General features: G+C 45.1%; 21 protein-coding genes. 9 read left to right on the top strand and 12 right to left on the bottom strand.

The features are described 5' to 3' along the window. Positions 1–315 precede the first annotated feature (315 nt). From H6F44_RS11990 to H6F44_RS11980, 3 genes are all read right to left on the bottom strand, one after another. On the bottom strand, positions 316–963 hold the full coding sequence (locus tag H6F44_RS11990; protein WP_190351197.1) for a Uma2 family endonuclease: 648 nt from the start codon (positions 961–963) through the stop codon (positions 316–318). Between the two features lie 139 nt (positions 964–1102). Then, positions 1103–2107 (bottom strand): NAD(P)/FAD-dependent oxidoreductase, encoded by a 1005-nt coding sequence (locus H6F44_RS11985; RefSeq protein ID WP_190351196.1) that lies wholly within the window; start codon positions 2105–2107, stop codon positions 1103–1105. A gap of 132 nt (positions 2108–2239) precedes the next feature. After that, a complete protein-coding gene (locus tag H6F44_RS11980) occupies positions 2240–2812 on the bottom strand; it encodes a peroxiredoxin (protein ID WP_190351195.1) in 573 nt (190 codons plus the stop codon). 193 nt (positions 2813–3005) lie between these two features. Between H6F44_RS11980 and H6F44_RS11975 the strand changes: the two genes are divergently transcribed. Continuing rightward, on the top strand, positions 3006–3428 hold the full coding sequence (locus H6F44_RS11975) for a Fur family transcriptional regulator (protein ID WP_190351194.1): 423 nt from the start codon (positions 3006–3008) through the stop codon (positions 3426–3428). A 328-nt stretch (positions 3429–3756) separates the two neighbouring features. Here H6F44_RS11975 and H6F44_RS11970 read toward each other — a convergent pair whose 3' ends face one another. Genes H6F44_RS11970 through H6F44_RS11960 form a run of 3 tightly spaced genes read right to left on the bottom strand, consistent with a single transcriptional unit; the run spans position 3757 to position 4995 of the window. Beyond that, positions 3757–4251, bottom strand: a complete 495-nt coding sequence (locus H6F44_RS11970) for a DUF948 domain-containing protein (protein ID WP_242016545.1) — start codon at positions 4249–4251, stop codon at positions 3757–3759. 23 nt (positions 4252–4274) lie between these two features. Continuing rightward, positions 4275–4634 carry a YtxH domain-containing protein gene (locus H6F44_RS11965; protein ID WP_190351193.1) on the bottom strand — a complete coding sequence of 120 codons (360 nt, stop codon included), beginning with the start codon at positions 4632–4634 and terminating at the stop codon, positions 4275–4277. Further along, positions 4615–4995, bottom strand: a complete 381-nt coding sequence (locus tag H6F44_RS11960; protein WP_190351192.1) for a hypothetical protein — start codon at positions 4993–4995, stop codon at positions 4615–4617. Before H6F44_RS11960 ends, H6F44_RS11965 begins: the two co-directional genes overlap by 20 nt. Before the next feature lie 293 nt (positions 4996–5288). Here H6F44_RS11960 and H6F44_RS11955 point away from each other — a divergent pair, with 293 nt between their 5' ends. The 4 genes from H6F44_RS11955 (at position 5289) to H6F44_RS11945 (ending at position 7423) form a co-directional block, all read left to right on the top strand. Then, positions 5289–5999: a LuxR C-terminal-related transcriptional regulator gene (locus H6F44_RS11955; protein ID WP_190351191.1), complete on the top strand. Its 711-nt coding sequence runs from the start codon at positions 5289–5291 to the stop codon at positions 5997–5999. Between the two features lie 109 nt (positions 6000–6108). Beyond that, positions 6109–6234: a hypothetical protein gene (locus H6F44_RS23560; protein WP_277874120.1), complete on the top strand. Its 126-nt coding sequence runs from the start codon at positions 6109–6111 to the stop codon at positions 6232–6234. Between the two features lie 168 nt (positions 6235–6402). After that, positions 6403–6672 (top strand): 30S ribosomal protein S15, encoded by a 270-nt coding sequence (gene rpsO, locus H6F44_RS11950; RefSeq protein ID WP_190351190.1) that lies wholly within the window; start codon positions 6403–6405, stop codon positions 6670–6672. 193 nt (positions 6673–6865) lie between these two features. Further along, a complete protein-coding gene (locus tag H6F44_RS11945) occupies positions 6866–7423 on the top strand; it encodes a PAM68 family protein (protein ID WP_190351189.1) in 558 nt (185 codons plus the stop codon). 153 nt (positions 7424–7576) lie between these two features. On the opposite strand, the gene H6F44_RS11940 is transcribed toward H6F44_RS11945, so the two are convergent. The 6 genes from H6F44_RS11940 to mutS all read right to left on the bottom strand — a co-directional run bounded on the left by H6F44_RS11940 (position 7577) and on the right by mutS (position 13288). After that, on the bottom strand, positions 7577–8233 hold the full coding sequence (locus tag H6F44_RS11940; RefSeq protein ID WP_190351188.1) for a V4R domain-containing protein: 657 nt from the start codon (positions 8231–8233) through the stop codon (positions 7577–7579). A 52-nt stretch (positions 8234–8285) separates the two neighbouring features. Beyond that, on the bottom strand, positions 8286–8744 hold the full coding sequence (locus H6F44_RS11935; protein ID WP_190351187.1) for a globin family protein: 459 nt from the start codon (positions 8742–8744) through the stop codon (positions 8286–8288). A gap of 145 nt (positions 8745–8889) precedes the next feature. Beyond that, complete coding sequence (locus H6F44_RS11930; protein ID WP_190351186.1) at positions 8890–9177, bottom strand: hypothetical protein; 288 nt, start codon at positions 9175–9177, stop codon at positions 8890–8892. After that, the gene (locus H6F44_RS11925) at positions 9174–9854 is read right to left on the bottom strand and encodes a V4R domain-containing protein (RefSeq protein ID WP_190351185.1); all 681 of its coding nucleotides are present in this window, start codon (positions 9852–9854) and stop codon (positions 9174–9176) included. Before H6F44_RS11925 ends, H6F44_RS11930 begins: the two co-directional genes overlap by 4 nt. A 75-nt stretch (positions 9855–9929) precedes the next feature. After that, positions 9930–10424, bottom strand: a complete 495-nt coding sequence (locus tag H6F44_RS11920; protein ID WP_190351184.1) for a 2Fe-2S iron-sulfur cluster-binding protein — start codon at positions 10422–10424, stop codon at positions 9930–9932. 212 nt (positions 10425–10636) lie between these two features. Then, positions 10637–13288: a DNA mismatch repair protein MutS gene (mutS, locus tag H6F44_RS11915; RefSeq protein ID WP_190351183.1), complete on the bottom strand. Its 2652-nt coding sequence runs from the start codon at positions 13286–13288 to the stop codon at positions 10637–10639. Between the two features lie 151 nt (positions 13289–13439). Here mutS and H6F44_RS11910 point away from each other — a divergent pair, with 151 nt between their 5' ends. From H6F44_RS11910 to ycf46, 4 genes are all read left to right on the top strand, one after another. Continuing rightward, positions 13440–14042 (top strand): nicotinate-nucleotide adenylyltransferase, encoded by a 603-nt coding sequence (locus tag H6F44_RS11910; protein ID WP_190351182.1) that lies wholly within the window; start codon positions 13440–13442, stop codon positions 14040–14042. Next, complete coding sequence (locus tag H6F44_RS11905) at positions 14003–14746, top strand: NUDIX hydrolase (RefSeq protein WP_190351181.1); 744 nt, start codon at positions 14003–14005, stop codon at positions 14744–14746. Before H6F44_RS11910 ends, H6F44_RS11905 begins: the two co-directional genes overlap by 40 nt. Positions 14747–14909: 163 nt before the next feature. Next, positions 14910–15242: a hypothetical protein gene (locus H6F44_RS11900; protein WP_190351180.1), complete on the top strand. Its 333-nt coding sequence runs from the start codon at positions 14910–14912 to the stop codon at positions 15240–15242. A 70-nt stretch (positions 15243–15312) separates the two neighbouring features. Continuing rightward, positions 15313–16836 (top strand): stress-responsive protein Ycf46, encoded by a 1524-nt coding sequence (gene ycf46, locus H6F44_RS11895; RefSeq protein WP_190351179.1) that lies wholly within the window; start codon positions 15313–15315, stop codon positions 16834–16836. Positions 16837–16866: the final 30 nt, after the last annotated feature.

Here is a 16866-nt window from a genome sequence, read left to right as displayed (position 1 = left end):
AAAGGCAGATGAGCAATCAAACTAGACAAGATCGATACTAAACCGCATCTGTCATTACAAGGTTAAGGACTGTTAAAGGTAAAGTTAAGTTTGTAATTAATCATTAAGATTAGGCTCAATGATTAAGTCAGGATCGTCATTGCTACATGGTCATTTAGGGACGCAATATCGCGATCGCGGTCTTTAAATTCAAAATAATGAGTAATAAGTATATGTACTTAGCCGAACAATTCATGAAAGCATGACAGTATGCTCGAAAATTACAAGCTAAGTCCAGCAAGAATTTTCAAATCGAAAATTAAGTCGAAAATTAAATCAACAAGTAGTTACGCTATTTTTCGCTACTGGATTATTCAGAACTTGTTCAGCAGTTAAATTTAAATTAGGAAATGTGGGTGAAGCGATCGTCTCATTACCTCTAAATAGATCAATTTGATACTCTCCATTTACCAGCGTGCAAATTGAGAGAGTCGGCTGTTTAGGCTTACCGATATGTCGAATCCCGCCCAAGCCTAAATAGTCAGCAATCCAATATTCAGGAATATCTAATGCTGCATAGTCCTCAACCTTACGTGCATAATCATTTTGCCAATTACTACTCACAACTTCCGCCACAAACTTAATTGAGCTACCCTTTGTAATGATCGATTGTTCTTGCCAGAGTGGTTCTTGGGCGACCTCTAGGCGATCTATAACCATCACATCAGGACGAAATGCCACCATACTTGCATTAGCAGGTCGAAACAAGCCTCTTTGCAACACAAACCAAGGTAAGTTTAATTGATCAATCCGTACACAGATTTTAGCCGTGATCAAAGCCGCAACTTCCTCATGTTGCCCCGTTGGTTCCAAATCAAACACCTCTCCATCGATCAGTTCATAGCGGTTATCACTGCCATAACGAGCGACAAACTCATCTAGGCTTAGAGATTGATTCTTTGTTTGTGCGATCGCAACATTCATAGCGCATCTAGCCCTGATTAGTAACTTTAGTGTTGTCACGCTTTCATGAATTTATATTAGCCTAGCAAATTACAATCGCTTTAATTTCAACCGCCTTGGCATTCCCATAAAAAAAGCCCCGCATCGCGAGGCTTTGGGGTTAAACCGTTGTGGCAACCTTGATATTCTCTTCCCATTTGCGGGCTGGACTAGCGCGGCGAATATTGCGCCAGATTTGGGTGGCGGCTAATGTGCCATCGGCAACGGCGATCGATACTTGATTTAAGCCTTTCTTGAGATCGCCAAGGGCAAAAATGCGATCGTGACTGGTTTTACACATATCGTTGGTAATCAGATTTTCGCCATCCCATTCCAAACCTGCAATCCCCTTGAGATATTGGTTGTGATAGATCGAACCCATACCCACTAAGCCAGTGGTTGCTTCGATGATCGTGCCATCGGTAAGTTCCACCTGTCTGAGATGGTGATTTTCGCCATGAAACTTAGCGATCGGCGCTTCATACAACGGATAACCATGTTCAGCCAGTTTCTGTTTCATGGTATCACTGACCTCACAAAGACCATGGGTCAATACCGAAATATAAGGTGTAAACCAGTTCAATACAAAGGCGGCATTAATTTGTCCTTCTGTATTGGCAATTAGCACTGCCTTTTGATCCCACATATCAAAGCCATCACAGATCATGCAGACATGAAGCGTATAACCTGCATAGTCAAAGACATTCTGCATATCTTCTAGTTGAGGCAGATTGTCGATGATGCCTGAAGCGGCAACTAAATATTTACTGCGAAATATTGGATAAATGCTATTGGTTTTACCAACCTTGACCTTGACCGCAAAGGTTTCGCCTTCATCGGTGACATCTTCCACATAACCCCGCAGATGATCGGCTCCCCAATCTAAGGCTGTCTTAGTGCCATGATTCAAAATATCGCGTCCTGGGGTGGTGGGGTCGAGTCCCACATAATTACGTAAATCTTGCATCCACAACGATCGCCCTTTACCTTTTTCTACGATCAAGCATTTCAAACCATAACGAGCAAGGTAAATTGCTGCCGATAAACCGCCCATACCACCGCCAACAACGATCGCATCGTAAATGGTATCGAGGCGCTGATCAAGATTTTTGCTAGAGAGTTTCATGGCAACCCCACTCAGAAATTAATTCACTTATTTACTTTTCTACTTTAAGCGATCGCTCACTTCAAAAGAGAAACCGTTGCTTTGCAACGGTTTCTCTTTTGCTTTTTATCTAAACGCAAAGCGTTTTAATTACTAACCAACGAAAGCCAAACGAGGGGCAGATACGCCAGCAGGATCAGTACCCTTGAGGTAAGCCAACATGGTATCGGCATCAGAAACTTCAAAAGGATCGGTAGGGCAGTTATCCGCGAAACCTGGCTCAACGAAGATCTTCTCAATCTTCAAGTCATTTACCAACATGGAATAGCGCCAAGAGCGAAGACCAAAGCCAATATTAGACTTATCTACCAACATTCCCATTTTGCGAGTGAATTCGCCAGCACCATCGGGTAGCAAGAATACATTCTTAGCACCGATTTCTTTGCCCCACTTAAACATCACAAAGGCATCGTTAACGGATACACAGATTACGGCATCAACACCGAGGGATTGAAATTCTGAGTATAGCTCTTCGTAACGAGGTAAGTGATTAGAAGAGCAAGTGGGGGTAAATGCACCAGGCAATGAGAATACAACTACCTTTTTGCCAGCAAACAAATCTGCGGTGGTCTTGTCTTCCCAACGGTAAGGGTTAGGCCCCTCTATGGATTCATCGCGCACACGGGTTTTGAAGACGACATGGGGTACGGTTTCGATAACTGCCATTTTTTTGTTTGGGTTAATGATTTAAGGTTTATGTATCTAAGAATAATTCTTATTTAGTAATTAGTCAATAGCTAGAGCAACTTAATTATTAGAAAAAGTTTAATATATTTGTTGTTCCTAAATGGTAATGATATGATTGTGCTATAGACAACCTAGCAAGTCATAAATCTAGTTAAAGCCTAAAAGTCTCATTATGCAAAAGCAAGCGGATCGGGTAGTGCAAATACTAAAGTCGAAGGGATTACGAGTTACTCCCCAGCGCTTTGCTGTCTATGCAAATTTACTGAGCCGCCAAGATCACCCCACCGCCGAGGCAATTTTGCATGACCTCAACCAAGATGCTCCCACCTCATCGCAAGCCACTGTTTATTTGACCTTGCAAGCATTACGTGATGCAGGTCTAGTGCGTGAAGTTTTATTAGAGCAGGGAGTCTGCCGCTACGATGCCAATGTGCAGCCCCATCACCATTTTCGCTGCAAGTGCTGCGGCAAAATTGAGGATATTGCTTGGAATGCCTTTGAGGGCATTGGCTTTGAGCAGATTCGCTCGGGTCTGAAGGTTGATAACTACGAAGTGACCGTCAGTGGTGTATGCGATCGCTGCCAACAAAATTAACAACAAACTAAAAAAAGAGCAGCAGCGCTACTCTTTTTCACTCATTCACGGCGATCGCTAGTTCGCCTAATCGCATCCTGCTCAGTGACATACCCGACACTCATTTTTTTGTAAATAAAAATATAGAGTAAGGGCTTCCTCTTTCGCTGGGAGAGCCTTGTTAGAGCCGTCTCTAAGACGGAAAGTTAGCTCATCACGACTTACTCTTTATAACCCCGCTTAGTTCCATTTTATCATCGATTCACTGTTGCTCAATTTATTCTCTGGTTCGTTTTCATCCCGCCACTCATCCTTGTAAACGGATAGAGTGCGAGACTTCCCACTCACATTAGTTAAAATCTTGTTCATCAAACTCTTGATCGCTCAGCAGATTGGCATCACCAGTGCGATCGCCACTGAGACTATCGGTGTAAACCTGATCGTAAGCATCAATAGATTCAGTAGCTCTCTGGTTGCGGCGTGGGCGACCGAGGGACTTCAGCCCCGCCCTGATTCCTGCAAAAGCGCTTTGAGTGGCAATCTTAGCACTAGATGCCGACTGCTTCACGCCCTTGATGCTTTCATTGACCTGCTTCACCGCTTCCCCTGCATTTTTTGCCCCTTGATTTAGCTCATCACTCAGCTCACTCAACTCCAGTCCCGTCATCCGAATTGCCTCAAGGGTCGCAGGCAACTCCCGCGTTAAAGTATCGGCTAGACGGGTCACACTGTTAGCTGCTTTTGCCAATTCATGAAAAGTGGGGATCGCCGTCAATAACAGAATCGTCAGGCAAATCACCACTAATAAAAATGATAAACCCAGCAGAAAAATCGCTTCTGACATAGTTTCCTGTAACTGCTTACTGCCTAATCATCATCCATGACCGAACGCTCGTCTAGGTCAATTATGGAGTTATCCGTAACATTGCCATTGCTGATTAGCTCATCCTGCAACCTGCGGCTAGCCTCCTGCCCCGCAGCGATCGCCTCCTGTAAACGGATCATAGCTTCATCTAAGGTGCGTTGTGCTTGTTCAGTGAGGCGATCAGCCTGATACTGCACCGTTGAACCCACCTCTTCCGCAAATTTGGGCAGATCCTTTACCGAATTTTTGATCGCTTGACGGGTTTCGCGCCCAGAGCGTGGGGCAAACAAAATACCTACGGCAGCACCAATCGCTGTACCAAGCAATAAACCACCAAAAAACTTACCAACGCCCCTTGCCATTTCTTCTACTCCCTGACGACCTACCGACTGACTTGCCCGACATATTATTAGACTTATTATTAGACTTACGCCAACGACCTCCTACAAAGGATACACCACGCCCAAGCACAGACAACAACTTACGAATCTTTTCTAGCTGTTCTTGCAAAGCTTGATACTGAGACTTCACCGCCCCAACTCCCTGCCGCGATATTTCCAAACTTGGTGTGGAGAATTGTAAACCACTCTCACAAGCCTCAGTCCAACTATCCACAGTTACCACAGTCTCCTTTAAAGCATTGCGAAGGAGCCACACCTGCCAAGTAGCCCAAAGCAGCCCAATACTAATTATTAAGTGTGTGGCGATCACGATCCAAATCATGGCTTTAATTTTTTTGGGAGTGGATTTACAAAGAAACACACGATAAGCGAAAAGCTCTACGCTTTAGCGCTGAGATATAAGCGAACGGCGGTTTCAACCGCCTTATCTAGGCTATATTATATTCTGTGGCAAGGGTAATCAACCACAGAAAAGCCCCAGTACCTAGCGGTACAAAAAAGCTGAACCTTGACAATTAAATCTATGTGGTTCTACTGCATTGTCAATATAGGAACTCAAAATTATTAAAACTCGTCTCACAATATATAAATAGGTTATATTGGCAATTAATTGAGATGCACACAACAAAGTTGTCTAATAGTTCAGTGACTCTTCTACACCCACACCCATATCTGATCATCCATGCAGATGAAGGGCAGCAAATGGTTCCTCTCACGAGCGCAGATTTTTGGACGATCGGCAGAGGCTACGATAACTCCATAGTGTTAACCGATAAGTGGGTTTCCCGCTATCACGCCACCATCCAAATAGTTGGTGCGTCAAAACATGATGGCTTTGATGCACCCCGTGGTGACTTGCGAACCCGTAACCACAACAACGAATCAGGTAGCTTTTATCTGGTGGATTTTGGTAGTCGCAATGGTTCATTTATGCGCGGACAAAGGATTACCTTCCCGATCTTGCTCAAAAGCGGCGATCGCATGACCATTGGCAAAACCGATATTGACTTTTTCTCGCCCCACAAACGCGAGCCTCACAGATCTGCCCCTGACCATATGCGTCTTTTCCAGCAACCAACGGCTCCCGTCTCGCGTACCAATCTTACCCCTTCCGAAGAACGAGTATTCTGGCAAGTCGTGCAAGGCTTCACTAACAAAGAAATCGGTAAACGCTTGCAGATTAGCCCGCGCACCGTACAGACCCACCTCAGCAGCATCATGACCAAGCTAAACTTGGAAAACCGTTCGCAAATCGTGCGCTATGCCTTTGAGCAGAGCTATCGTCCCAATGCGGAAGTTAACGACACCACTGATGCTAACAACTAATCTCAAATAATTAATCTCAAATTATTTCTTAATAATTATCAGAACTGTTAAGACTTGAGGCTATCATCTTGCTAATCACACAATTACCGTACATAAAAAACTAAGCTCTATGTTAGATCTCAAAGTTATTCTGCCTGTGCTGACCGTCCTATTTACGATTAGCTGCCTATTCTTTGGTACTCGCAACGGCTTTTACGATACTGATAAGTATCATGGCAATGGCTCAGCCCATTAGAAAAGCGGCGGCGCATTGCGCCGCCTTTATTTTGCTATATTAGCTTAGTCGTGTTAGACTAGGCGATCTGAAAGTTGTTATATATTAAAAACGCTTTTTGAAGGCATGGCGATCGCCATTGTCCTAAAATAATTGAAGTACACATCAAGTCAAGACTAATTTTTCACCATGGCACTGCTGCAAGAACGCAAACTAGAAATATTTTCTGAATATCAAAAGCACGCCACCGACACTGGCTCCTCGGATGTTCAGGTGGCTTTGTTGACAGAGCGCGTCAACCAATTGACCACCCACCTCAAGCTACACCCTAAGGATTTTTCTTCTCGCCGTAGCTTACTCAAAATTATTGGTCAACGTAAGCGCTTACTTGCCTATGTCCGCAGCGCAGATCGCGCCCATTACAAGCAACTAATCCAAAGTCTCGGTGTCAGAGGCTAAACTCTGCCACTTGAATACAGTGCTAAGTGCTGAGTTTCAACTCAGAAATATATTTGATCGGCGCGGTGTGGCGATCAAATATATTTTTAATTGTTTTTTAATTGTTTTTTAATTGTTTTTTATTTGTTTTTTGATTTAGTTTTTGCTTAAATTTTTGTTTAGTAGTCAAAATCTCAACAGTCTGTAATTAACCATGAGTAAGTCAGACCGCCTTCCCTTTGAGCCAAATAGTCGCGCCAAAAAGTCCAAGGACTCAAAGAAGCTCTCTGAGTCTGTCGTGGCAAAAACAACCGACGGTAAATCAGCAAGTAAACCTGTTGATAATTTTAAAGGCAAACCTGTAAATACAACTTCTGTTAAGCCAGCCTCCAAGGTAAATAATAAGGTTAACTCTAATAGCTCCAAACGTGATTCATTGGGGATTCCTGATGAAGTTAATCGGCGGATTGTTCGTAGAGCCGCTTTGTTTTGTGGTGTTCCTACAACCCTAGGGCTAAGCACCTTTGTAATTAGCTATTTTTTGGTAAGCAAGCATATTGTGGATTTACCAACTTCAGCCGTTGTTTTACTGAGTATGCTATTTCTGGGGATGGGTGTGTTGGGGCTGAGCTATGGTGCAATATCTGCGTCATGGGATGTTGGACGAGTTGGAAGTTGGTGGGGCTATGCCGAGTTTCGGACAAATTTTGGTCATTTGACCCAAGCTTGGAAATCGCAGCAGCAAATGGCTAAGGGTAAAAATTCTCCGTAGATGATTTATACAACCTATGGAGGCTTTAGGTTTTCTCTGGGTTTTAAGTCAGCGCAAGGCGCTGTATCAATGACATTCATCCACAAAAAAAGGAAAGCCCTGCTTTGCAGGGCTTTCCTTTTTTTGTGGCTTGTTTAAGCGCAAAGCGCTTGTTCATTTGATTAACTTTTGCAAAATTGTATCGTGGGTTAGTCCTTCAAATAAAAGTGATTCCACGGATTCTAGTCTTTCGGGCAGCCCAACGATGTAGGTATTGCAGTCAGCCCCCAAAGACTCGCAGGTGGTTTGGGTTGCCAATAGCTCTCGCCCTGTCAGTTTTGTAAAAAATGAGGTAAGGACACCAGCTTCCAAGTACCCTGTGGGCAACTTATTGTCTGGGATCTCACGTACATAGGGGGAGTTATAGGTTTTGATCAGGATAAATCCTTGGGCTTGATATTGAGGGTCAAACTCAAATTTGCCCCAGCCGTGGGTTAGCCAGCAAGCTTTGAGACTCTGGACAAAGGTGATCATGTCCATTTCAGCAAGGGTCTGTGAATAATATTCTTCGAGGGATTCGGTGAAGCGAATATAAAAGTTCTTGCCCCACCATTTGCCACAGTTGAATAATACGAGTCTAGAGGCTTGTCCTGTTTCTTTGGCTAATCCCGCATATAGGGAGGTGATGAGGGTAAAGGGGACGGCGAGGAGGCGATCGCCGCGTCGGTTTTCCAATAGTCCAATTTCTAAATCGCCCTTGACATAGGCGTAATAGTCGAAAAAGTTGGCAGGGATACGATGTTCTTTGACGAGTTCAGCAACTGAGATCATGGTGATATTTTTCCCTTAAATAGGCAGTGTTAAGACTAAAGATGACAAGGGGCTAGTAAATTAGCGTAACTTGGGCTGAAGTAATCAGGGGCTGGATAAGAGCAAGCTGATTAGGGTTGAGGCTTTGGCGCAGTCCTTGATTGAGCAGTTTATAGAGGGTTTCATTGAGGCGGCGCGTATCGCGCATGGACATGATACCTTCGAGCCAATTCAACAATCTTTCTTTGAGAAAATTCTCATCATTCAATAGCATTGCCATTGAGCAGTAACGCAATACTAAAATTAGGTTTTTAATACCCATCTCTAGGTCGGCTTCGACAATATTGGGAATTTCGGCAGGTACTTGATCGGCTACCGCTTGTAGCAAATCAATTTCGCGATCGCGGATAAATTTATAGAGTTTGAGGCGATCGGGCAAAGAACTGACATAGCTCTCCATTAGTTCAAGCTCATCGGTGGCAAGATAGCGATCTTGGGCTTGATTGATTAGTTCTTGAATCTTGGGAATCATATTCTTAATTTGAAAATCTTTACTGGGTTGGGGTTTTATTTTTACGTAGGTGTGATCATACTGGTGATGACACTTGTGTAAACTGACAGCAAGAGGTGGTAATAAAGCTAAAAAAGTTGCGTCTCAATATTTGGACAAATGATAATCAAAAGAAGCTAGAAATGTCGTTCAGGAAATCTTCGAGGGTTTCTTTTGTTTCATCGACAGGGATTGCCTTCGCTTCTGCCTTTGCCGCAGTGTTAGTCATGGCGATCGCTGGAACCCCCGTCCAGGTGATCGCTCGAAAATATTCTCTAACGGACATAGTGAAGCTCAAGCTGGAAGCTACCTGTTGCCGATTGTCAATGGTGGTAATTAGGGGGCGATTGTCCCAATTGACATCTTGCCAAAAGCTGCGTAATGACTGTACCCGCCAATCTGAGTCGTTTTTCATTTTAGAAATTCTCCATTGCGTAAACGTCCTTCGATGTCGCGGGTTGTCGCTCCCTCATTGAGCCAGAATGCGGCAGCATCAATGCGGTTTTTGCCACCAAGCAGGAACTTACAGTAATTTTCGCCCATAGAGTAACATTGGATCTCGATGCAATCTAATTCTTTGTTGACGAGATGCGTAAAGAATCCTGAAAATAGCCCTGCGTAGAGGTGACAAACAGGTTTGCCCACATCCCCAAGACTGCGAGCCACTGCTGAGTCATAGACACTGATAAACATAAATCCTTGCTTGCGATCGCTCATGTCTACCTGCCAGCGTCCCCAACCTTGAGAGGTAAAGGGCCACCACCAAGTTTCTAACAAAAATGGCAAGTTGGTTTGACGAATACTGCGCCCAAAGTCGCGCTCAAACCATGTTGTGAAAAATAAAGCATCCTGTAAGCCCCACTCGCAGCCGATGGAATACATTACCGCCGCCGAAGCTTCACCGACTTCATCCTCTAGCCCCTCTTGGAGTCCAATGATAAAATCCTCACTGGCGAAAATATTTCTCAGCCCATTCCAATCTTCGATGATTCCTTTCTCTAGATTGGGCTGAAAAAAATCTTGCAGACTGTAATGATTGTTCTTTCTCTTATGCTTGGGGGCAATATTGGGGCGATCGGCAGCAACGGCCATAATTTCAGTACTCCTAAGTTTATTCAAAATGTGTGTGCAGAAAGATCATGCAAATTTATGCAAATTTATGCAAATTTATTCAAAAACATCAACCCGTTTAGTGTTTGCCAGTTGTTCGCCAACGCTGAAGTTGGTGTTTTCTAGTTGACGCACAACTGATCGGGTGATTAGCTGTCCAACCTCCACTAAGGTCTGTCCTGTAATCGGACTGAGTAAAGGCTTCTCGCATCTTCTGCCAATCAAGGCAGCGATATCTTGAATCGACTGAACATACATACCGACTGGCAGCTCGACCACAATCCCCTCGCCCATAACTTTGGCTTGGCAAGCCAGCCTAGAGTTGGGCTTGCAGGTTGTGATCACTTCTAGAGTGCGTTGCTCACGTTTTCCCATCTGGCTGAGAGATGTCATTCCTTCTTGGATGTACACGTGGCAAGTGGCACACATTCCACGCCCACCACATTCTTTTAAAATATTTAGCTCATCCCCCATTAGCCCAGACAACAATGCACCATTTGTAGCAATGTCTGCCGTTTGAGCAATAGGCTCGATTCTTACGCGCTTAGCCATTTTTTAGCCTGCCTTATGTAGTTGTTTCCCCTAAAGATTAAAATAGTCTAACGCATTTAAGGGGGGTGCGTAGAGTGGGTTCCGCTAAATTGCTTACTGAGAAGGGAAATCAAGCTTATTGTTTTGCCTCGCTCGTAAGTGATGCCAAGTTAGCACCTATCTAATATTACTGATATTACTGAATATTTATACCAACGCCGATTGTTTTGGGCTTACTCAAAGATATTCATTTGTGTTTTTGGTGGTTTGGATTTATCAGGCGATCGCTGATCCTTAGGTTTGGTTGTCGAGTCATTGCCCGATCTCAACCCTGTGGCAATATGGCTATTTCTAGCAATATGCTCAAGAACTTGCTTAGCGCGATTGATCACCGTGGTTGGCAACCCCGCGAGACGACCGACTTCAATGCCGTAAGAGCGATCGGCTCCTCCCGATTGCACTTGATGCAAAAAAATAATTTCATCTTCCATCTCTTTGACCGTGACTTGAAAATTTGCCACATTTGGCAAGAGGCTGGCAAGTTCATTTAGTTCGTGGTAATGGGTAGCAAAAATGGCTCTGGCTTTAATTTGCTGGGCGAGATATTCGGCAACTGACCAAGCGATCGCCATACCGTCAAAGGTGGAAGTGCCGCGTCCGATTTCATCGAGCAGCACTAGGGAATTAACTTTAGCATGGTTGAGAATATTGGCAGTTTCATTCATTTCCACCATAAAAGTTGACTGCCCTGTGGCTAGATCGTCAACTGCGCCCACACGGGTAAAGATGCGATCGCATATGCCCAAGGTTGCCGCCTCCGCAGGGACAAAGCTCCCCACCTGCGCCATTAATTGAATTAGACCCACCTGCCGCAAGTAGATACTTTTGCCGCTCATATTTGGACCTGTTAAGACGATTAAATCAGGATTTTGGCGATCGTCTTCATAGCCGAGATGGACAGAGTTGGGCACAAAGAACCCTGCGGGAAGCGATTGCTCGACCACAGGATGGCGACCGTTGGTAATGGAAAGGGTGCGATCGCCCTTGATCTCAGGACGGCTATAGTTATAAGTAACAGCCACCTCCGCTAGGCTGCATAGCACATCGGCAGCAGCAAGGGCATTGGCTAAAATTCGCATTGGTTCGATTTGTTTCGCCGCCAGCGATCGCAGTTCCACAAACAGATCATATTCCAATTGTTTCAATTCTTGATCGGCATTGAGAATTCTGGTTTCCCGTTCTTTTAATTCGGGCGTAATATAGCGCTCTTCGTTGGTGAGGGTTTGTTTGCGAATATAGTCCGCAGGAGCCTGTTCGCTTTTGCCTCGCGAAATGCTGATGTAATAGCCAAAAGCCTTATTAAATCCGACCTTGAGGGTGTTAATGCCAGTGCGTTCCTTCTCCTGCTTCTCAAAGGATGCCAACCATTCCACATCATCACGACTCTGTTGGCGCATTTGATCGAGTTGAGCATTGACCCCATTACGGATTAAGTTCCCTTCGGTAATGTAAATTGGTGGTTCTTCGATGAGGGTGTTTTGCAGTTGTGAACCCAGTTGTAGCAATTCCGAAGGAACGGATTGCAGTGCCTGTAAATGGCTTGATCGCGACTCTACCACCACATCCGAGACATCGCGCATTCTTTCTAAAGACATTGCCACCGCAATCAGATCCCGCCCATTGGCAGTACCCGCACCGATGCGACTGCATAGCCTCTCTATGTCATAGATCTGACTGAGACACCGCCTAAGCTCCTTTCGCAGTGAATGTTTCTTAGCTAGTTCGCTAATGGTGTCAAGACGTTCATTGATCGCAGTAATATCTTTGAGGGGTTGCAACAGCCAGCGTCGCAATGCCCGACTGCCCATACCTGTGGAGGTTTTATCCAAAGCCCATAGCAACGAACTATAAAAAGTGCCATCGCGCACGGTTTGCGTAATTTCTAGATTGCGACGGGTCTGACTGTCGAGAATTAAATAATCGGCGATCGCATAGGTAGAGATCCCTTGTAATGGCATTTTCACGCTCTTTTGCGTGGACTCCAAATATTCCAAAATCCCCCCTGCCGCCCTAATCGCTAAAGGGAGCGCCGCACAACCAAACCCTTCTAATGATTTCACCCGAAAGGTGTCAAATATGCGTTGTTTAGCTTCAGCAAGGGCAAAGGCAGACTGCGATCGCGGCGTATAACAAAAACTGTCGGGGAGGCGATCGTAAGGGGCAGGGAGACTAGATTTTTTTTGAGATGCAATGCCTTCCCAAAGGGTGCTAGACTTCTCTGCCTTGCTACCCCGAAACATTTGGGGATTGGGAATATCAATGGGAATAAGAATTTCCGCAGGTTGCAAGCGCAATAGCTCTTGGATTAGATGTTCGGCACTGGTTAACTGCGTCACTATAAACTCGCCTGTGGAAATATCCGTACAGGCTAAGCCCCAATTATCGCCACTATTGGCGATCGCTGCCAAGAAATTATTCTGTTTCGCCGCCAACATTCCCTCTTCAATCACCGTCCCTGGGGTAATCACCCTTGTCACTTCGCGGCGGACTAGTCCTTGCGCCTCCGCAGCCGATTCCATTTGGTCACAGACAGCGATGGCATAGCCCTTTTCCACTAATTGATTGGCGTAGCGATCGAGGGCATGGTGGGGAATACCAGCCATAGCAATCCTGCCGATCGCTTTGCCGCCATCGCGCCCCGTTAGTACCAGTTCCAATTCACGGGCAATTAGTTCCGCATCCTCAAAAAACGCCTCAAAAAAATCTCCCAACCGATACAGCATCACCGCATGGGGGTACTGCTCTTTCATCTCGATATAGTGCTGCATCATCGGCGTGAGGGCAGCGCGATTAATTTGGGTTGAGGACACCACCAAGTCAGCCATGCAAATTGCCAATAGAAAACGACGGGACTTCTATTATACAGCGCTATCTCAATAGGCGGTAAATCTTCATTGCGGTCATCCTAATTTGTTTTATCGGTTTATAATCGATGCTGTAAGGTGCGATCGCGGTCATGGTTTATTTGTAGGAAAAATGAATATCGCTCTTTTTGGAACTAGTGCCGACCCGCCCAGTATTGGACACCAACAAATATTGCAATGGCTAGATCACCATTATGATCGCGTATTGGTTTGGGTAGCAGATAACCCCTTTAAAGTGCATCAAGCCAGCCTAAGCGATCGCCTAAAAATGATGGAGCTAACCATCGCTGCGATCCAACCACCGCCCCACAGCATTACAATTCATCCTGAATTGAGCCATCCCCGCACAATTCACACCCTTGAACAAGCCCAACAAATTTTACCCCATGCCCATTTTACCCTTGTGATTGGCGGCGACCTCGTGCCACAACTACCCACATGGTATCGCGCTCAAGAATTACTCAGTCAGGTGAGTTTATTGATCGTGCCACGTCAAGGAATAACCATTGTCTCAGCCGATATCGATCGCCTGATTAGCATGGGAACAAAAGTAGCGATCGCCCCAGCATCTACATCAATTCCCAATGTTTCTTCATCGGACTATCGCAACAAAGGTAATAGTTCAGTCATAATACCCACAGTCGCAGCATATATCCAACAAGAGTCGCTTTACGCATGGCAGACAAGTCCCGCCCCACAGCCTCCAAACTCCTAGCAGATTTCAAGGCAGATTTTAAGGTCGGCGTTGACAACGTGATCTTTTCCGTAGATACCGACCAAAATCGCCTTCTAGTATTACTTGTCATGCGTCAACATGAACCCTATCGCGATCATTGGTGCTTACCAGGAACCCTCGTCCGCCAAGGCGAATCCCTCGAAGAATCGGCCTATCGTATTCTCTCTGAAAAGATCCGCGCTAAAAATCTTTACCTCGAACAGCTATATACCTTTGGCGATATTGGTCGCGATCCCCGCGAAGCCCCTGATCAATATAATGTGCGCTATCTCTCAGTAAGCTATTTTGCCCTAGTCCCCTTTTCTCAAGCTGAATTGATCGCCGATGGTGTAAGCGGCATCGCTTGGTATCCTGTCCAACAGGTTCCCCAACTCGCCTTTGATCACAATCGTATTCTCGAATATGGACATCGCCGCCTCCGCAACAAATTAGAATATAGCCCCGTTGCCTTTGATGTTCTGCCCGAAGCCTTTACCCTCAGCGATCTCTACCAACTCTACACCACAGTTCTTGGCGAAAACTTTTCCGACTATTCCAATTTCCGTACAAGATTATTGAAATTAGGATTTTTAAGTGACACTGGCAGCAAAACCTCAAAGGGCGCTGGTCGTCCTGCCAGTCTGTACCGTTTTGATGCCGAAGCCTTTGCCCCACTCAAAAATAAACCGATGGTATTTATTTGATTTTTAATTCGATTTTCATAGAATTATCGTAAATTTTTACCCACGCAAGGTATTTGTAAAGAAATGTTACGATATTGCTGTCATGATGGTCTAGCGCCTTGACAGTATAAAATTATGCCTGTAACTTAATCACATACCCGGGTATTCACTGTTCTTAACCAATATGCAAGACAAGCAAAAGGTAACGCAAAAAGTAACATTTTATCTCCCCGAACAACTGCATCAACAGCTAAAGATCCGCTCTGCTATTGATGGTGACACCATGTCAGAATTAGCAGAAAAAGCAATCAGTTTTTACCTGTCTCACTCTGACATTGTTGAATCATCGGGCATTGGGCATACTCATCAAACCTATAACTGTCCATCTTGTTCCCAAACAGTTGTAATCCGTGAAGGTGAGTTACTAGCGATCGGGGGAAATCGCAATTCTGTTATCCCTGTGACTGTCGGTAAAACCGATAGCCATGATTCGGAAGAACTGCTATCAATTGGCTGATTTTGATTAAACTTTCATAGACTCTGTAGATCAAGGTGAGGATGGAGGTTATTGCCTCCGTATTATGTATATGCAAGAACAACTTAGCATCTTAATTCAAGCCCAATATCCCTTGATCTACCTCAATACGCCTGAGGAAGAGAGAGCCGAAAGGGCGATCGCAACAATCTCTCAACTCAAGCCAGCGCGTCGGATGTTTGTATGGACTGTTACCCAAGGCATCATTGAATATGGCCAAACTACAGGTGCATCGCAGCATAATACAGAATCTGCTGAGGCAGCCTTAAAGTGGGTTACTCGCGCCGATCAGAAAGATCCTGCTATCTTCGTATTTAAAGATATGCACCCTTTCTTAGATCATCCAGTAACAGTTCGCTGTTTGCGTGATGCGATCGCCAACTTTAAAGGCACTCAAAAAACAATTATCTTGATGTCGCCGATCCAATTTATCCCTGTGGAACTCGAAAAGGAAATAGTTGTTCTTGACTTTCCCTTGCCAGATATGCAGGCGATCGAAGAAGTACTAGATCAGCAGCTTGGCCAGATTCGCACCAAAAAGATCTCATCGGAAACCCGCGAAAAATTGGTCAGAGCAACCCTAGGCTTAACTCAAGATGAGGCAGAAAAGGTATACCGCAAAGCCCAAGTCACCAATGGCAAGTTGACTGAAGAGGAAGTGGAAATTGTACTTTCCGAAAAGCAACAGCTAATTCGTCGCAATGGCATCCTCGAATATATCGAAGACGAAGAGGATCTCGAATCCGTTGGTGGACTAGAAGAGCTAAAGCATTGGTTACAACAGCGTTCTAATGCCTTTAGCCAAAGAGCCAGAAACTACGGCTTACCTCAGCCAAAAGGGATGTTAATTTTAGGTGTACCTGGCTGCGGTAAATCTTTGATCGCCAAAACAACAGCTAGGCTATGGTCACTACCATTAATTCGCCTTGATATGGGGCGCGTCTATGACGGCTCAACCGTTGGCAAGTCGGAAGCTAATTTACGCAATGCCCTTAGGGTTGCCGAATCGATCTCACCGATGATCCTATTTATCGATGAGCTAGATAAAGCTTTTGCAGGCGGTGCAGGCTCAGCCGATTCCGATGGCGGCACTTCATCAAGGATTTTCGGCACATTCTTGACATGGATGCAGGAAAAGAAATCCCCCGTCTTTGTGATGGCAACAGCTAATCGTATCGAAAAGTTGCCTGGGGAATTTTTAAGAAAAGGGCGTTTTGATGAATTGTTCTTTGTGGATTTACCCAATGCCGAAGAGCGCAGAGATATTTTCCAAATTCATCTGCGTAAGCGCCGCCCTAGCTTAGAAACATTGGAAAGATTTGATCTAGAGCAGCTATCTAAAGTAAGTGATGGCTTTTCGGGGGCGGAGATCGAACAGGCGGTAATTGCCGCCATGTATGAGGCTTTTGCTCAGGATCGTGAGTTCACGCAGCTAGATATTATTTCGGCGGTGAAGTCCACGACCCCACTATCTCGCACGATGACAGAGCAGGTGGCTGCTTTGCGAGATTGGGCAAGGATGCGGGCAAGACCCGCCGCCACTTCAGTCGCTGAATATCAGCGTATGGAGTTTTAAAAGCTTATCCTGCTGTTTCGTAGGCAGCAG

This window comes from Pseudanabaena cinerea FACHB-1277 (assembly GCF_014696345.1).
GTDB classification, from domain to species: domain Bacteria; phylum Cyanobacteriota; class Cyanobacteriia; order Pseudanabaenales; family Pseudanabaenaceae; genus Pseudanabaena; species Pseudanabaena cinerea.
The sequence above is the reverse complement of the archived record's forward strand: the minus strand, read 5'-3'. Positions and strand labels throughout refer to the sequence as shown.

Bases quoted from the DNA above. Each gene is read 5' to 3' on its own strand.
- H6F44_RS11990 (WP_190351197.1), bottom strand. From the start codon at position 963: ATGAATGTTGCGATCGCACAAACAAAGAATCAATCTCTAAGCCTAGAT.
- H6F44_RS11985 (WP_190351196.1), bottom strand. From the start codon at position 2,107: ATGAAACTCTCTAGCAAAAATCTTGATCAGCGCCTCGATACCATTTAC.
- H6F44_RS11980 (WP_190351195.1), bottom strand. From the start codon at position 2,812: ATGGCAGTTATCGAAACCGTACCCCATGTCGTCTTCAAAACCCGTGTG.
- H6F44_RS11975 (WP_190351194.1), top strand. From the start codon at position 3,006: ATGCAAAAGCAAGCGGATCGGGTAGTGCAAATACTAAAGTCGAAGGGA.
- H6F44_RS11970 (WP_242016545.1), bottom strand. From the start codon at position 4,251: ATGTCAGAAGCGATTTTTCTGCTGGGTTTATCATTTTTATTAGTGGTG.
- H6F44_RS11965 (WP_190351193.1), bottom strand. From the start codon at position 4,634: ATGGCAAGGGGCGTTGGTAAGTTTTTTGGTGGTTTATTGCTTGGTACA.
- H6F44_RS11960 (WP_190351192.1), bottom strand. From the start codon at position 4,995: ATGATTTGGATCGTGATCGCCACACACTTAATAATTAGTATTGGGCTG.
- H6F44_RS11955 (WP_190351191.1), top strand. From the start codon at position 5,289: ATGCACACAACAAAGTTGTCTAATAGTTCAGTGACTCTTCTACACCCA.
- H6F44_RS23560 (WP_277874120.1), top strand. From the start codon at position 6,109: ATGTTAGATCTCAAAGTTATTCTGCCTGTGCTGACCGTCCTATTTACG.
- rpsO (WP_190351190.1), top strand. From the start codon at position 6,403: ATGGCACTGCTGCAAGAACGCAAACTAGAAATATTTTCTGAATATCAA.
- H6F44_RS11945 (WP_190351189.1), top strand. From the start codon at position 6,866: ATGAGTAAGTCAGACCGCCTTCCCTTTGAGCCAAATAGTCGCGCCAAA.
- H6F44_RS11940 (WP_190351188.1), bottom strand. From the start codon at position 8,233: ATGATCTCAGTTGCTGAACTCGTCAAAGAACATCGTATCCCTGCCAAC.
- H6F44_RS11935 (WP_190351187.1), bottom strand. From the start codon at position 8,744: ATGATTCCCAAGATTCAAGAACTAATCAATCAAGCCCAAGATCGCTAT.
- H6F44_RS11930 (WP_190351186.1), bottom strand. From the start codon at position 9,177: ATGAAAAACGACTCAGATTGGCGGGTACAGTCATTACGCAGCTTTTGG.
- H6F44_RS11925 (WP_190351185.1), bottom strand. From the start codon at position 9,854: ATGGCCGTTGCTGCCGATCGCCCCAATATTGCCCCCAAGCATAAGAGA.
- H6F44_RS11920 (WP_190351184.1), bottom strand. From the start codon at position 10,424: ATGGCTAAGCGCGTAAGAATCGAGCCTATTGCTCAAACGGCAGACATT.
- mutS (WP_190351183.1), bottom strand. From the start codon at position 13,288: ATGGCTGACTTGGTGGTGTCCTCAACCCAAATTAATCGCGCTGCCCTC.
- H6F44_RS11910 (WP_190351182.1), top strand. From the start codon at position 13,440: ATGAATATCGCTCTTTTTGGAACTAGTGCCGACCCGCCCAGTATTGGA.
- H6F44_RS11905 (WP_190351181.1), top strand. From the start codon at position 14,003: ATGGCAGACAAGTCCCGCCCCACAGCCTCCAAACTCCTAGCAGATTTC.
- H6F44_RS11900 (WP_190351180.1), top strand. From the start codon at position 14,910: ATGCAAGACAAGCAAAAGGTAACGCAAAAAGTAACATTTTATCTCCCC.
- ycf46 (WP_190351179.1), top strand. From the start codon at position 15,313: ATGCAAGAACAACTTAGCATCTTAATTCAAGCCCAATATCCCTTGATC.